Source organism: Vibrio chagasii (assembly GCA_041879415.1).
Classification (GTDB): domain Bacteria; phylum Pseudomonadota; class Gammaproteobacteria; order Enterobacterales; family Vibrionaceae; genus Vibrio.
This window is the reverse complement of the sequence record CP090851.1, coordinates 1,914,864-1,930,845: the sequence shown is the minus strand read 5'-3', so window position 1 is coordinate 1,930,845 and position 15,982 is coordinate 1,914,864. Positions and strand designations below refer to the sequence as shown.

At 44.1% G+C, this 15,982-nt stretch carries 11 protein-coding genes; 4 read left to right on the top strand and 7 right to left on the bottom strand.

What is annotated here, in order from left to right:
• Positions 1-15 precede the first annotated feature (15 nt).
• On the bottom strand, positions 16-1,278 hold the full coding sequence (locus L0991_08580) for an amidohydrolase family protein (protein XGB61504.1): 1,263 nt from the start codon (positions 1,276-1,278) through the stop codon (positions 16-18).
• A gap of 302 nt (positions 1,279-1,580) precedes the next feature.
• Between L0991_08580 and L0991_08575 the strand changes: the two genes are divergently transcribed.
• From L0991_08575 to L0991_08565, 3 genes are all read left to right on the top strand, one after another.
• Positions 1,581-2,060 (top strand): hypothetical protein, encoded by a 480-nt coding sequence (locus L0991_08575; GenBank protein XGB61503.1) that lies wholly within the window; start codon positions 1,581-1,583, stop codon positions 2,058-2,060.
• A 427-nt stretch (positions 2,061-2,487) separates the two neighbouring features.
• Positions 2,488-3,969, top strand: a complete 1,482-nt coding sequence (locus L0991_08570) for a serine protease (GenBank protein XGB61502.1) — start codon at positions 2,488-2,490, stop codon at positions 3,967-3,969.
• Positions 3,970-4,345: 376 nt separating this feature from the next.
• Complete coding sequence (locus tag L0991_08565) at positions 4,346-5,002, top strand: hypothetical protein (GenBank protein XGB61501.1); 657 nt, start codon at positions 4,346-4,348, stop codon at positions 5,000-5,002.
• 136 nt (positions 5,003-5,138) lie between these two features.
• Here L0991_08565 and L0991_08560 read toward each other — a convergent pair whose 3' ends face one another.
• From L0991_08560 to L0991_08540, 5 genes are all read right to left on the bottom strand, one after another.
• Positions 5,139-7,295: a TonB-dependent receptor gene (locus L0991_08560; protein XGB61500.1), complete on the bottom strand. Its 2,157-nt coding sequence runs from the start codon at positions 7,293-7,295 to the stop codon at positions 5,139-5,141.
• A gap of 384 nt (positions 7,296-7,679) precedes the next feature.
• Complete coding sequence (locus tag L0991_08555; protein XGB61499.1) at positions 7,680-8,636, bottom strand: GntR family transcriptional regulator; 957 nt, start codon at positions 8,634-8,636, stop codon at positions 7,680-7,682.
• A 241-nt stretch (positions 8,637-8,877) separates the two neighbouring features.
• Positions 8,878-10,875, bottom strand: coding sequence for a Fe(3+)-hydroxamate ABC transporter permease FhuB (gene fhuB / locus L0991_08550; protein ID XGB63872.1), 1,998 nt, complete (start codon positions 10,873-10,875; stop codon positions 8,878-8,880).
• Positions 10,875-11,786, bottom strand: a complete 912-nt coding sequence (locus L0991_08545; protein XGB61498.1) for an iron-siderophore ABC transporter substrate-binding protein — start codon at positions 11,784-11,786, stop codon at positions 10,875-10,877. The genes fhuB and L0991_08545 overlap by 1 nt, the downstream gene beginning before the upstream one ends.
• A gap of 17 nt (positions 11,787-11,803) precedes the next feature.
• Positions 11,804-12,571 carry an ATP-binding cassette domain-containing protein gene (locus L0991_08540; GenBank protein XGB61497.1) on the bottom strand — a complete coding sequence of 256 codons (768 nt, stop codon included), beginning with the start codon at positions 12,569-12,571 and terminating at the stop codon, positions 11,804-11,806.
• A 153-nt stretch (positions 12,572-12,724) separates the two neighbouring features.
• On the opposite strand from L0991_08540, the gene L0991_08535 reads away from it, so the two are divergent.
• On the top strand, positions 12,725-13,951 hold the full coding sequence (locus L0991_08535) for an MFS transporter (protein ID XGB61496.1): 1,227 nt from the start codon (positions 12,725-12,727) through the stop codon (positions 13,949-13,951).
• A gap of 2 nt (positions 13,952-13,953) precedes the next feature.
• Here L0991_08535 and L0991_08530 read toward each other — a convergent pair whose 3' ends face one another.
• The gene (locus L0991_08530) at positions 13,954-15,672 is read right to left on the bottom strand and encodes an amidohydrolase (protein XGB61495.1); all 1,719 of its coding nucleotides are present in this window, start codon (positions 15,670-15,672) and stop codon (positions 13,954-13,956) included.
• Positions 15,673-15,982: the final 310 nt, after the last annotated feature.

The window sequence follows — 15,982 nt, the reverse complement described above, 5'->3', positions numbered from 1 at the left end:
TGAGTATATTGAACACTAAAGCGTGTTTTTATACACCTTGCCGTCTTTCATGATCAGTTTTTGTGTCTCTGTGTTAGCCACACATGCCACGCCTTCTAGTGGGTTACCGTCGATGATCAGTAGGTCAGCGTAAGCGCCTTCAACCACTTGACCAAGTTTGCCTTCTTGGTACGGGTGTTGGTATGTCGACATTTCGAATAGTCGCCCACAGTTTGACGTCGCCATGCGAAGTGCAGTGATGGTATCGAATACTTGCTCAATCGCACCAAGCTCATTCAGTTGGGTTGCATGCACATTGGTTTCACCCACACAGTCAGTACCAAATGCGATGTTTTGGATGTCGTATTTCTTAATCAGTTCTGCCGACTTGAACATGGCTTTACCCACGCGCTCTGTCTTGCGATATGTCTCTTCGTTTGGCAGTGGGATCTTACGCTCTGCAATCAATGAAGAGGTGAAGTAAGACGGGATCACCCAAATACCTTTCTCTTTAATGATCTCTGCGATCTCGTCATCCATGATGGTAGCGTGTTCGAAAGACATGACGCCCGCTTCTGCTGCTCGACGCATCGCGTCTGAAGTATGGATATGTGCGGCAACATAAGTACCGTAATCTGAAGCGGCTTGTACAGCGGCTTCCATCTCGTCGGAAGTAAATTGCAATGTGTCTAGCGGGTCGAAGGTCGATGATGCACCGCCACCTGCCATGATCTTAATTTGTGACGCGCCCATAAACAGTTGTTCACGCACGGCTTTCAATACTTCTGAACGGCCATCGGCTACTCGCATCGCACCTAGCTTCATCATTGGCGAATCTTCGTGTCCATTCGCTAAACGTTCTTGAGCTTGGTTTTGGCGGTAATCTGAGTGACCGCTGGTTTGTGAAATTGCCGCCATTGAAGGAAGAATACGTGGGCCAGTCGCGTAGCCATTATCGATACTTTTCTTAAGGCCAAGCGTGTTACCTGCTACATCGCGAATAGTGGTAAAGCCACGCATCAGCATCTCTTCTGAAATCTTCGCTGAGCGAATTGCGACTTCTTCACGTGTCATAGTATCAATCACATTGAAAGGCGCAGAGAGCGTGATATGAACGTGGGCGTCAATCAAGCCAGGCATTACCGTGCCACCTCGAGCATCAATGATTTCATCGGCTAACGTAGCGTCGACCTCGCCAATTTGAGTGATCAAGTTGTCCTCGATAAGAATAGATACGTTCTCGATTAGGTTGTTATCAACACCGTTAAATACGTTCGCGTTAGTGATTAGCTTTTTCATAGTCTGCACCTTTTTCAAATGAGTGTTTGTCGCTGATGGAGTCATCTTATGAGGTGACGCCTATTAAAAATTGCCATTTGATGACAAGCAGTGACGAGACTTATCTTTTGGTGCTTTTCTATATTTTTCAGTATTGCTGTATAGAGGGAAGAGAATTATTGGTACAGAAAATGATCAATCAATAAAGATTAACAATTTTGAATGGAAAGAGGATGGTGTCATCAAATGGTAAGTTTTGTTCTGATTCGAACGCTAAGATGTATTTCAAATCGAGGCTACTTATCAAATTAAAGAGAGACAACATGACTAATTCAGACAAAGTTTACGGATTCAATACACCACAACGTCTATTTGTTGGTTACACGTTAGCAGTGCTGGTGGACCTAGTGGTTCTTAACTTCTTTGATGAGTACTGGGACTTTGTGAATATCGAATCTTTCACTATCTCTTTGATAGCGGCGTTGTTGCTTCAGCTACTATTGAAACTTTCTATTGGCTTAGAACATAAGATTGCTGAGCACTTTAAAAGCAAGCCGGGCACTGCTCCTAAGATTTACCGAGCGATTACCACTTACATTATCTTGGTGGGCTCGAAGTTTGTCATGCTAGAAGCGATTAACTTATTGTTCGGTGACAAGGTGAGCTTTACTGGCCCTTGGAACGGTGTTGTTGCTTTCTTTGCTGTGGTATTTACGATTCTGATTGCTGAAGTAATTGTGTCGAAAATCTACTTTGCTCTTGATGACAAGCAAGACGCAAACTTGGATGAAAAAACAGCATAATCGAAAGCTGAATACAAATAGAGAGTTCGAAATGAACTCTCAACTGAGAAGGGTTAGCAGTATTGCTAGCCCTTTTTGTTTTGGTTATTGGTTAGCTATCCAGTGCAGGCTTTGCATACTCGTTGCTCACCGATATTTTCAAACTTATGACGGGTGACAATATCAAGCGTGCAGCTCTGCCGAAAATACCTTCAGAATAGCAAACAACGCGATTTCTTCGTGTTTCATTTTTTCTTCAACTAGCACATAAATTTGTACAGTCATATTGGTGAGAATCAATACTGATGACAGCTATCTTATTGAAAATTAGAATTTACTTCGGCTGTTGAGATTTCTTTACTGAAAATCAAATATGCATTTTGTGTTATATTGTTTTTTAGCGCATATGTTTGTGGAGGGAACACTACAAATCGATATAGGAAATCCAATGAAAGTAATCTTATCTAACCTTGGGTTAGCGACAACATGTCTCTTTTCTTCGTTCGTAAATGCGCAGCCACAATCCCTAGTTCAGCCCAATCTTGCTGTTCAGCCACACATACCCGTTATTGCCAATGAAGTTGAGTACCCATTATCGCATCAAGCGTTGATTGAGACATCGGGCAATGTGCACAAAGAGCAAATCGAGCATGTGGGAGCATCATTCATTAAGCTTCACTTCAAGTCGCTAGTTGTGCCAAAAGGCAGTCTATTGCGCTTGAGTTCGGGCACCAGTGATGAGGTTGTTGAGTATCGTGAGAGCCAGACAGATTGGTTTGCTCAGTCTATTTCAAGCGAGCGCATGCTGATTGAGGTTATTCCAAACTCAAAGGGCCAATACGCTGAGTTCGAGATAGATTACTACATGGCGGGCAAGAGTGCAGACGAAGAGGCATTGGCAACGTTATCGACATGTGGCGTTAATGAGCGTAGAGACGTAGCCTGTTGGGAAGAGTCTCATCCAGATAAGGTGGCTTGGACAACTCCGGTTGCAAGGCTACTTATTAATGGGCGTAGTTTATGTACCGCTTGGCGGGTGGGGCCAGATAACCATATGTTCACCAACAACCACTGTGTCGCATCAGAATCAGAGCTGAGAAATACAGAGGTATGGTTTAACTATCAGCGTCGTACTTGTGATGGCTCTATGGCCACCACGGTAAAAGTCATGGGGAGTAAGATACTCAGCACTGATTATGATTTGGATTACACACTTTTCACTGTTGATGACTTTTCAAAAATTAAGTCGTTTGGTTACCTAGGCTTGGATGCTCAAGAGCCAATCTTTGGCGATGGTATTTACATTCCACAACACGGAGCTGGTAAGCCGAAAGAACTGGCAATTGAAAGTGACCAAAATGGCTCCGGAATGTGTCAGATTGATGTAGCTTCAACTGGTGGGCGAGGTGCCAACACCGACACTGGCTATTTCTGTGACACCATTGGCGGCTCGTCTGGTTCACCTGTTTTACGTACTGACAACAACAAAGCGATTGCGCTGCATCATTTTGGAGGTTGTGAAAACCAAGGCGTGAAAATAAGTAAGATTTGGCCACTCGTGTCTTCATACTTTGGTGATACGTTGCCAGATGGCTCAGTCGGTGAGCCGAACAATGATATTCCTGAGGTGACTTTAGGAAGCTTGATTAGCGATCTCGCCGCGACGTCCGGACAACAGAAATTGTTTGTGCTCAAAGCAGAAAATCGCACCACGGACGTGAGTGTCGTGATTAAGTCTGGAGTAGGGGACGCTGATCTCTACATTCGTTCAGGCGCGCAACCAACGAAAAGTACCTACGATTGCCGACCTTATCGCTCAGGTAACTTTGAAACGTGCGAGGTGCCTAGGGCTGATGAAGATCTCTACATCATGATCAATGCATTCCGAAGTTTTTCTGGTGTATCTCTCTTATTGTCAGAGTCTCAATAACAGTTGTGAAATCTGTTTACGATATGAACAATAAAGGCGAGCCTATTAGGTTCGTCTTATATTTTCTTAATTAAACAGAATAGTTAATAAATAGAGCAGGTGTTATTGATAGTTGAATATTTCTTAATTGTTTAAAATCTAATTTATTAATAATAAACGTCATGTCTCTATTAAGTTTCTTTCACTAACTGACTTTATATCCCTATTAAATTTAAGCTATTTAATCTTCCAAATATAAAATATACCCGACACCAAACCTTAATATTCATAAAAGCAATCATTGCTTCAACCAAGATCACAAATATCGATAGGTGTTGTGTTGCATATTGGTTTTCTGAGTTATTTTCCTGCCGCCAATCACAAAGGACAAATAATAATGAAAAAAACAATAGCTTTAGTGTCTGTAATCTCTTCTCTTAGTTCGTTTGCGTATGCTGATAATACTAACGTTATCACTGGCGAATCACCGGAAGGGGTCTACGTTCAATATCAGTCGATTAACCAAGTTACCGAGTCGATGAAGAATGAGGGTTTCACGATGCATCGCTGTGGGATCAAGGCTCTTCGTAATAACATCAAATCGACTCAGAGCTTACAAGTTCCTCATAGTCAGATCCAGTGCGTCTACTCTAAGCCTGGCGCATCAACCAGTGATGAGTCTGAGCTTATCTACTGGCATCTGAATGTGCTTTACAGCATGGCAAATGAACACTTTATTGCGGAGAGTGAGTTTACCGAGCGCTACACTAGCGAGATTTATACACATAGTCCTGAGTATCTTCTTGATATCGGCCCACATTACTACCGTCAGCGTTCTGAAGTTGAAGCGTTGGGAATGAAGGTTGGTGAATGTAATCTACAAAAGATTTATTACTTCAGCGCTCCAACAGAAGAGTCATACTTATCCGATATTGCATCATGTCCAGTGTATAAAACAGATGGAGAACTGTCTGGTAGTATTACAGTAGAAGTTAATCACACACCGGCTAACTTTGGTTATAGTGAGCGACTTGTTAAATTTAACGCTATTTAATCGTGTAAAGGTTTGAGTAGATTTTTATATTAACAATCTGACTCCATATTTATTTGAATACTCTAAATTAGTATTAAATAAAAAAGGGTTGGTACTAAATACCAACCCTTTAATTATTAATAAACTACAGTAAGTTTTAGAACTTAACTTGATAGTTCAGAGTATAAGTACGTCCGCGGCCTTTGTAGTCGTATGCAGCTGGAGCGTAGTGTGCTGAATACACAATTTGAGCACGCTGTCCCCAAATAGTTGTGTAGTCTTCGTTCAATAAGTTTTGAATACCGAAGCCAAGACTACCAACAGGAAGCTGATAGGTACCGACTAAATCAAACACGGTGTAACCATCTAGCTTGTTTTGATCCGCATCTTCGTAATCGAACATAGTTTGGCTTTGTAGTTTTACAGATAGATCTGTGTCGTACCAACCAGCCCAAGCGTTCGCTTTCGATGTGCTTGCTTCACCCGCGGTATAGTCTTCCCAACCGTCGTCACCCTTTACTTCAGAAATCACATAGTGGCCAGATGCGCCAAGCTGAATGTTATCGTGTACCCAGTAAGAGGCCATTGCTTCTAGGCCGTAAACACGCTTCTTATCATCAATTTCTTCGATAAGTAATGTGTTCTTGTTGTAACTCACAGACTTGTCAGATTGCGAGTAGTACGCCGCCGTTTGTAGGTTTAGCTCGCCGGTTTCTAAGCGATAACCTAGCTCGAAGCTGTTGGTTTTAATACCAGACATCTTTGAATCATTCACATTGATGCTGTCGTTCAGTTGCCAGTGATCGCCAACCAGTGTGTAGTCACCTTGTCCGTAGTATTTTGCAGGGTCTGCAAGGTCAAAGCCTTGTGAGAAGTTTGCCCATACTTGAGACTCGTTGTTTAGGTGGTAAATCGTACCCAAGTTAAATAGACCAACGGTGTAGCTTGTTTCACCGCCTGGTACCGCATCGGCAGACGTGCCAGTGCCAGAGGCAATTTTCTTTTGTTGGGTGTAGCCGACAAAATCATCAATCTCGTTAGACATATATTGGTAGCGGAAGCCACCTTCGACAGTCCAATCATTGGTTATTGCATAATCCGTTTGGATAAAGCCAGCAATTGAGCTCACTTTTACACCAGGGTAGCGACCTGTTTTAGCATACGTTTTGTTGATCAAATTGCCAGAATCATTGGCAATCGTTGGATCATACAGAGCTTGGTTACTATCCAGTTTGTCTTGATAAGCATCAATACCGTAAACAAGATTGAACTTGTTAAAGCTTTTCGCTAATGCTGTTTTAAGTGAGATAACGTCGGTAATTTGTTGACCAGAAGATTGGTAATAAGGTGTATAAGTTTGATCTTCTTTTCGATAAGACGCTTCTGCGATCAACTGATGACCAAGGAACTGCTCATCAATATAGGAAGCACTCAACATGATACGCTCTGTGCCATGTTCGCGGTCTGAATCAAACCCTTTTCTTACATCAACAAAGTCACTGCCGACAATGTAAAGGCCGTAAGGTGAATCTTGTTGGCTATCGTAGTATTGAGCAAGGAAGTTAAGCTTCTGAGTCTCAGTGATGTTGACACCCACTGTAGTTAAGAAGTCGACCGTCTTATTAAATTGCAGCGAACCTTGTGAAATATCAGGGGTAACAATGTCACCATTTGCATCGAAGAAGCCTTGTGTCTCTGTGTAAACCACAGAAGAGCGAGCTTGAACCGTCTCGTTGCCACCAGAGATAGATTGACCGATTTTGTAATCGAAATCTTCATTCGAGTTGAAGCCAGATGAACCGCCAACAAAGGATTCGAATTCTAGCTCTTCACCTTGCGCTTTTTTGGTAATGATATTGATAACACCACCTGAAGCGCCTGCACCATAAATCGAGGTTGCGCCCGACAACACTTCAATACGATCGATGTTGAACGGGTCGATGGAATCTAGGTGGCGGCTGATTGGACGAGACGACTGCAATGATACGCCGTCAATCATCACTAGCATCTTACGGCCACGTAAGTTTTGACCGTAGTTAGTGCGGGCACCACTGCTAACATCTAAAGATGGGATGGTTGCCGATAGAATTTCACCTAGTGATTTACCACCTCGATACTCTTGTTCAATTTGTTCAGCATCGATATACCAAACGGTACCAGGGATATCACTGATGGCTTTAGGTGTGCGGCTAGAAACCACCACCATTTTTTCTTCAGTTGTTAGATCTTGAGCTTGGGCTGTGAATACTGTCGTTACTGCCGCAACTGCTAATGCGACGGTGGAAAGCTTGAAACTTCCTTTTTCGGTCTTCATTTTTTTCTCTGCATTTATCAATGAAAGGCTGCACACATTTCTTTTGGCGCGGTGGCTCTATTTTTTATTGTGTTTATCCAGACTCATCAGAGTGGTGAGTAATGACGAATCGGATAGGTGAGTCGTTATTACTGCTGTTTCAGCTCTTAGTCTAAATAAGAATCATTATTATTGTATTTTTGATGCGAAAAAACAATATGAGAATGCAATTTATTTTCAAATGCAACAATAGTGTCTGTTTTATAGGATCGTTAAAGTCCAGCTCTTATGTCTGGTTCTATCTTAAGTAACTGATTGGATTTGTATTTTCTGTTGCGTGGGGCGAGAGGCGACGGAAAGTAAATGAAGAGAGAGCGAGCAGCATGAAAGTATGCTGCTCTTAGGTTAGTTGTTTTTTCCTGAAATACTGCTGAGTAATTGTTCTCGTTGTTCGCGCGATACGTTCATGACATTGTTGTAGGTGCGATTCATTACTCGTATATCGTTTTCGAGCAGTTGGGCTAGCTTTGCTGAGGCACTTTGATTGTCGCCTTCTAGAACCAGATCCATGATGTCTAAGCGGCGTTGGCATGACTTAACCACGGAAGATTGAATATGCATAGAGACCAAATCCGTAGCCTTACGCAGACGATTTTGTTGTTGCATCATCCCTAACAAAAAGCGGTTTCCGGAGCTGGCTGCGATCAGTTCATGGAAGTCGACACTCAGTGCGAAGAGTTGACTAGCGGAAGTCGATTTTGGATTGTTGATGGCGTAGACATGGCGATCTCGGCATGCTTCGAGTTCGCTACGCTTTAAGTTCCATGTCGGCTCAAGTAGCCCTGCAGGTTCAAAGATCAAGCGACATCGATAGCTCTCGGTATGCCTTTCAAGTGTGTTTAGAACACCATCAAGTTGCCATTTATAGCCGGGGCTGCGGCGGAAAATACCATCGCTTTCTAGTAGGCGAGTGACATTTTGTATTTCACCACGGTTAGCCTCATATCGTTCTTGCAGATCTTTTTCCGAGAAGGAACTGCTTAATTCCCCAAAGAACAGGTCCATTAAAATATTCAGGTACAGTTGTTCTTGGCGGGGCTGTTCGTCGTCTGTCGGTACGTCTAGCTTAATATCAGCCGCATCCATTTGAAGTACAGAACCTTTATAGGGAACAACCTTAGTAATGCCCTGACTCGACAAGTGTTTTAAAACGGCGCGTATTGGGCTTCTTGAAACTTCGAATTGTTGTGCCAAAGAAGATTCATTGAGGCTGCTACCGGCTTTAGCGTCTTCGGCTTTTAAGCTAGCAATGACTTTAAACAGCAAGTCTTGTTGGAGCTTTGTAATTGTCGTTATGTCCATAGGGCTTACAAATCAGTTTGTTATTGGAACCATGGTAAACATAAAAGTGCTCGAATACCATTTATTGTGTTTCTGCAACCAAAAAACAATTACTAGTATTCCGGATTAGCGATGTCGGTTGAGAGAATAAACGAGGGTTGAGAGGATAAACGAGGATTGAACGGACAAAGACAGAGTTGAAATAAGCCTCCACTTCGGAGTTCAGCGAAGTGGAGGAGAAATTAATAGGCTTGTTGAAAGGTTACTTTCTCATTAGGTAAAGGAAGTAGCCGCCTCCAAGTAGAGAAGCAAGCAGCCCAGCAGGGAACTGCCAAGGGAACCACAACGTACGACCAATCCAGTCCGCAGCGACCATGATGATCGCGCCCAACAATGCCGCTGTCAGCATTTGTGGAATCGCTCTATATTGGTGCAGCGAGCGGGCCATATGAGGCGCTAACAGTCCGATGAAGCTCAGCGGACCAATAACGATGGTGCACAGCGTAGTCAGTGCTGCGACCAATAACAGCAAGGCTAAGCGAACTGTGGTTGTGTTCATCCCCAAACTGCTGGTGGTCACTTCACCTAGGTTTATAAGTTCAATCCAGCGATGCAGTGAAAGGGAAATAGCACCAACAATTGTCACACCAACAGCAAGTAAAACGACATCTTGTGTGGCAACCAGATACGTTGAACCCGATAACCAAGTCAGCAGCGCCGTGGCATTTTCGTTACCTGAACTCATCGTAATACGCAGCAAAGCATCAAGCCCTGCACTTAACGCGATACCGGTTAATAGAGTTTGCGTTGGCGCGAAGTTGTGCTTTCTGCCCATCAACCAAACTACAGCCGTAACAGACGTTGCTCCAAGTGTACCAAGCAGCATTTGTTCTTCGCGTCCAATCGAGTTGCCCCAGAGTGTGCCAAGAACCAGCGCTAGGGCAGCACCTGAACTTATGCCCAACACTTCTGGGCTCGCCATCGGGTTATTTGAAATACGCTGAATAATGGTACCCGCGAAAGCAAGTCCAATACCGGCTAACAGTGCAACCAGTACTCGTGGCGTGCGTAATTCAAACAAGGATTCATGAATCTCAATACTCCAGCCGAATTGATTTTTACCGACAGTGAGCGCAACCAAACATGTAACCGCCAATACCAAAGACATAGCAATCAAGGTTTTGTCTGTGCTAACTCGCTTGTACTGTTCAATATGCTCGTTACGGCTCTTGAGATCCGATTGAAGTTTAGTACGTTGCAATAGCCATAATAAAAATGGAGCGCCAAGCAATGCTGTCATTGCGCCCGTTGGCAGTAACTCTCCACCAAAACCTGAGAATGGCTGAATCACCAAATCGACAATCAACAGGATTAAACTACCGATCAAGCCACTGGTTAGAATTTGTTTAGCTAATGATCTAACGCCTAGTAGCCTTGCAATCGCTGGGGCAACAATACCCACAAAGCCAATCAAGCCCACCTCACTGACTACTGCAGCGGTGATAAAGATTGCGAGCGATAAACACAACAGTTTGATTTGCTTAATATTCACGCCTAGCGAAGTGGCAACATTATCACCAAACTGCAATGCAGATAGTGGTCTTTGCAGGACGAGCAGTAGTAGAGTTGGAATGGCAATCAGGGGTAATAAAACTTGGACACTAGACCAATCATTTTGGTTAAGTACACCCGCGCCCCATACGAATACACTGGTAAGCTGTTGCTCATGCAGCATGAGTAGCATGGTGTTGAGTGATCCTAAAAATAGGCTCACGACCATACCCGCCAGAACCATGTGTAGTGGCGAAAACCCACGTGTAGAGCTGAGTGCAAAGACTAAACCTGTAGCAAGGCAGCCACCAATGAAAGCAGGGATAAAAAGTGGAACAGCGACACTTGCCGGGATTAAAAGCAAACCCAATACCATACCTAGCTCTGCGCCCGCAGCGACACCCAGTGTCGTCGGTGAAGCAATAGGATTGCGTAACACAAACTGCATCACACAGCCGGCGACCGCTAATGCAAAACCACAAAGGAGTGCAACTGCAAGTCTCGGTAAATAAGTGAGATGAGTGATCAGGTGTTGGTAGTTCGCTGAATCAAAATGAAAGAGCGTATCCCAAATCAACCCAACACCTTTCGAGTAGGGGGCAGTTATCTGCAGTAGCGAGCCGATAAGGAGAACAGCCGTAACCGATAGGACGACTGTTTTAATGTGAGTTCTTGCCACTGCTGAACCTTCAATCTTGGTGGTTGCTATCATTTTTGGGTCAGTAGTTCTGTTATGTGGTCACTAAATCTTTGCGCAGCGATAAGACCTCCAAAGGTCCAAATGCTCGGAAGCTCATACACGGAATCTGTTCTTGTGAATTCCATTGCCTGCCAAAGTGCAGATTGAGTAAGTTGATTTTTTTCGTTTTCAGTCAAAGGACCAAAAAGCATCACGTTTGTTTGTTGATGTTCCGCGAGCCTCACGACACCTGTGGTGCTAAAGCCCCAAAGGTTAGTCGGTTCCTGCCAATCGTTTTTTAGCCCCATCGCTTGAATGGTTGCTTGCGCCAGTGAACCTTGGTTGTGAATTCGCAAAGTTTTATCGTTGATGAAACGTGCAAAGATCAATGGCTTATCTGAATTGCCTGCTGCTTGTATTTTCTCACCGTTGTCGTGAAGTCGCTGCTTTGTGTCTGCAATAATTTGTTGAGCTCTTTGTTCTTGGTCGAACAATTTACCAAGCGACAACGTAATCGCTGTTGCAGATTCAATCGGCTGCTTCTTTTGGCTGTAAACGCTATAAACTAACACCGGAGCAATTTTATTGAGTTGGTGATAAGCCGCAGCCATGTGTTCGCTAATTAGGATGACATCAGGCTTCAACTTAGTTAATAGTTCCAAGTTAGGCTCGCGTCGAGAGCCAACATCGGTGACATCTTGGTTCAGTTCTGGCTTCACAACCCACTGTTGATAGCCTTTGGCATCGGCAATGCCTTCTAGCTCAACGCCAAGGCTGAGCACCGTTTCTGACAGAACCCAATCTAACGCCACAACTTTTTTAGGGGTTGTTTCGAAAGAAGCGGTTCCCATTTCGTGTGTGATTTCTAATGCATGAGGGCTCTCTAGCGCATAAGTATTAAATACGAATAAGACAGACAATAACGCCATGAACTTTTTCATAACAGACTCCTCATCATTTAAGGGATATAACTGATTGGTTGCCCTGTTTCAGGGTGGTCGAATAGCGCAAGCTCCATGCCGTAGATTTTCATCAGCGTTTCCGGTGTCATCAACTCTTTCGGAGAGCCAGAAGCGATCACTTCACCGGAGTGAAGAGCAATAAGATGGTCACTGAATTTTGCCGCCATATTGACGTCATGAAGTACCATAATCACGGTTAAACCCAATGATTGGTTAAGCTCTCGAATTAAAGCCAGTAGCTCATGTTGGTGGGCAACATCTAGTGCCGATGTTGGTTCGTCTAATAAAATACACTTGCTTTGTTGGGCAAGTAGCATGGCGACCCAAGCTCTTTGTCGCTCACCACCCGATAGGGTTGCAACGAATCTATCTGCGAAAGCGTTCAAGCCTACCTTCTCAATCGCTTCATCAACAATTTGATAGTCTTCTTTGCTGTACCTTCCAAATGCGCCTTTCCAAGGGTAGCGACCAAAGCAAACTAACTCACGAACGGTAACACCATCCGTAATAGGTGGATGCTGCGGTAGGTAAGCGACTTGATGTGCAAACTCTAGGTTACTGTATGAAGACAGTGGTTGTTCGTTGAAGAAGACTTCTCCCTGGGTTGGGGCATTTTGTCGACTCAGTAGTTTCATGAGAGTCGATTTACCGCATCCATTATGACCAAGTAATGTGGTGACCTTTTTAGGCTCAAAGGTTAATTGGGTAGGGGAGAGGATCTTCTTACCGTCGATTTCGAACGAGGCATTGGTAAGTTTGTACATAGTGAAATATGAAGTTGAGTTATAGGCTACTAGCCGTTAATGTAACATAATGAAAAACAAATGATAATCATTCTCCAAATCAATTAGTTTACTGCTATTCATGTTGTTACCCACTCACTTGCTTTCAAAAATAGCTTAATCAACCTCGATATTATGTCCGTTATACAAAATAAAAAATTTCATTTAGTGGCTATTAGCCTGATTTCGGCGTTGATGGGCATAGGACAAAACGGCTTACTTGTCTCGTTACCGTTTCTGGTTGAACACTCTGCGTTCAGCTTACCTACGTGGTCTATATTTATCGCGATTGGAAGTTTGCTGTTTTTGCCTTCCGCCCCTTTTTGGGGAAGGTACAGTGATAAACATGGTCCCAAAAAAGTGGTGTTACAGGCGTTATCTGGAATGGCGGTTAGCTTTGCGTTATTGACACTGTTTGCAATGAATAGCGGCTATTTTCAATCGGATAGCCATAGTGATCGCGTGTACATTGCCTGTTTTATCGGGCTGGTCATCGCACGAATTTTATATGGCTGCACGGTCGCAGGTTTGGTGCCAGCAAGTCAGCACTGGGCAATATTGTTGTGTGGTGAGAAGAACCGCTTGCAGGCGATAACATCGGTGAGTATCGGTTTGAGTGCTGGCCGATTGATTGGCCCACTCATCTCTATTGTGGCACTCAAATTTTCTTATTTCGCACCGCTCATGTTGATGATTCTACTGCCGTGTGTTGCGCTAGTCTTAGCTATTTTCTTGCCAGAACCTGCAATGCTAAGTACCAAGCAGGCCCAGCGAGAGAGCACATCGTGGCTGCCCCAAAAAGGGCTATGGGTGTTTTTGTCGAGCGGGTTGTTGCTTTGTGCGACAGTGGCATTAACGCAATATAGCTTCTCGCCACTCATTTATGCTGTTACTAGTTGGTCAACCGACAAGGTGAGTGATGCGATTGGCGCATTATTAACCATTAGTGCAACGTGTACTTTTGTGACTCAAGTTTTGGTGGTTAAGAAAAGCAAATTGACGTCCACAACTATGTATCGCTTTGGCGCATTATGTTTAGTGCTTGGGTTTATCGTGTTGCTGATACCTAATATTTGGGTGTTTGGTGGTGCAATGATGTTGACAGCCATTGGTGCTGCGCTGCTTGTTCCTGCATACACGGTATTTGCGACTGAAAAACAAAGTGAAGCCCCGGGTGCTGCCGCAGGCTTCATTTCGATGTCTCACACACTTGGCTATGGAGTCGCGTCGTTGCTGGCGTTCACCGCAACTCTCCACCCGCTATATCCAATCTACTTGTGTCTAGTTTTTGCGATACTCATTCTTGTCACATCGTTTTCAGTATCTAATAAAAACAGTTCCTTAGGGATAGAACGAGGTTAGTTCTAATCGTTCTGTGTATAAACGACATCGCCACGCAGTACTGTCATCAGCACTTGAGTCTTGGCGATACCTCTTGCTGACAAGGTGGTGATATCTTTATTTAGAATGGCGAAATCTGCAGACTTTCCAACTTCAATTGTCCCCGTAATATCATCAATTCCTAGGCTTTTAGCTGCGTTGAGGGTGTAAGCGTCGATGGCTGTGTAGATATCGGTTAGACCGGTTTTTCCCATGATCAAGCTATTCGCAATGCCAACCAGTGGGTTGATGTCGTGTACATTCCAGTCACTGCTTAACGTGATATTGGCGTCGGTTTTGAGGATTGCGTCGAGGTTCATCATGGCTTTCGCGCGTCTTGCACCTAAGAAGGCATTAGCCCATTCGTGGTCATGTTGCGTGACGTAGTCTGATCCAACTTGGAAATCCGCGGTTACGCCGAGTTGTTTAAATCGTGGAACATCTTCATCATTGATCAATTCAACGTGGGTTAGCGTGTATGGCTTTTGCGAACCTTGCTTACGCACGCTCTCGATGGCATCTAAAGACTCTCGAACTGCACCGTCACCAATCGCATGTATGTGCGCACTAAAGCCGATTTTTTCTAGGGCCGTTAACCACTGTTTCATCTGTGCTGGTGGAATGTAGTTCAAGCCATTAGGAGAGTTTGGTAAGTAAGTATCTAAATAAGGGGCGAGCGTTTTTGCCGTGCCATTGATAAAAATACCATCGCTGTACATTTTCACCTGATCGACCAGCAATAGACGACTTTTGTCATCGGAATACATCTTCTCAAACACTTCCAATTGAGAAGGCATTGCCATGGAAGGGTAAACCCAAGGGCGCAATGAGACGCGCGCGGTGAGGTCTTGGTTTTGCTCAGCTTCTAGCCAAACATCATACCAACCGCGTTTCCAATACATTCTACCGTCACCTATGGTGGTGATACCGTGCGCGGCCGCTTCTTCAAGGCCGTACATTAAGCCTTGGTAACTTTGTTCGAAGAGTTCGCTCTGACTGTTCCACGCCATTTCCATGACTTGGTCACCGGCATTGTCCAGTAAGATGCCGTTGAGCTTGCCACTTGTAGGATCTTTTAAATATGCTCCGCCTTGTGGGTCTGGTGATTGGGGACTAATTCGGGCGATTTTTAGCGCTTTGGAGTTAACCCACATTGAATGTGAAGTCTGCTCCATGATCACGACTGGTCGATCGGGGAAGACACTGTCGATGATCTCAAGTGGCGTGTACTCTGAGTCACTGTTGATTGTGGATTCCAAAGAAAATCCATACCCCATTAACCATCCTCTGCCGTTTGAATCTGCATTGATTTTGCAGGCTTCTAAGTAGGGGATTTGTTCTTCAAGTGTTGCTTCTGAATCCAGCTCGCAAGTGCCACCCAGCTCCGAGGCGGCTTCAAAAACATGGTTGTGGTTGTCAATGAAACCCGGCAGAACAAAAGCATTCCCTAAGTCGATAACGTCGGTATTCTGCCCTTGAAACGTTTTTGCTTGTTGGAGGTCGCCAATAAAAATGATCTTGCCGTCATGGGTAACGATAGAATCTGACTCTCGATGCCCGTATATATCGGCATTAGTGAAAATTTGGTCAGCCGCTTGGCTTTGCACTGCTGATTCAGCTTGTGCGAGAGCTGGTGATACAGCACCTAACATTATGATTAAAGCGGCTAATGCAGTGTGTGGCAGAGTAAGCTTGTTGTTCATTATTGTGTCTTCCATGTTCCACTGTTTAATAAGTATAGAAAGCGAGTGGTCAGTGTGAAACTTTACATAAATGACGAACAAAAGCCGGGATTACCCCGCGTATTGTGGCTTCGATATGCCTTTCATGATGGTTATTGTTTCAAACTTTTAAGCAAATCATTTTTGTACTCGGTGTACGAATGGTAGCCATAAAGTTTCCACGTGTGGTCTCCTTTAATATTGTGGCTGTAGGTGATTTCTCCGATCCACTGCTGACGTGTGGCATGAATCATATCGCGTATTTTTAATAATAAAGTGTCCATAGTTGCTC

Coding starts and splice junctions, on each gene's coding strand:
- L0991_08580 (XGB61504.1), bottom strand. CDS start 1,278: ATGAAAAAGCTAATCACTAACGCGAACGTATTTAACGGTGTTGATAAC.
- L0991_08575 (XGB61503.1), top strand. CDS start 1,581: ATGACTAATTCAGACAAAGTTTACGGATTCAATACACCACAACGTCTA.
- L0991_08570 (XGB61502.1), top strand. CDS start 2,488: ATGAAAGTAATCTTATCTAACCTTGGGTTAGCGACAACATGTCTCTTT.
- L0991_08565 (XGB61501.1), top strand. CDS start 4,346: ATGAAAAAAACAATAGCTTTAGTGTCTGTAATCTCTTCTCTTAGTTCG.
- L0991_08560 (XGB61500.1), bottom strand. CDS start 7,295: ATGAAGACCGAAAAAGGAAGTTTCAAGCTTTCCACCGTCGCATTAGCA.
- L0991_08555 (XGB61499.1), bottom strand. CDS start 8,636: ATGGACATAACGACAATTACAAAGCTCCAACAAGACTTGCTGTTTAAA.
- L0991_08545 (XGB61498.1), bottom strand. CDS start 11,786: ATGAAAAAGTTCATGGCGTTATTGTCTGTCTTATTCGTATTTAATACT.
- L0991_08540 (XGB61497.1), bottom strand. CDS start 12,571: ATGTACAAACTTACCAATGCCTCGTTCGAAATCGACGGTAAGAAGATC.
- L0991_08535 (XGB61496.1), top strand. CDS start 12,725: ATGTCCGTTATACAAAATAAAAAATTTCATTTAGTGGCTATTAGCCTG.
- L0991_08530 (XGB61495.1), bottom strand. CDS start 15,672: ATGAACAACAAGCTTACTCTGCCACACACTGCATTAGCCGCTTTAATC.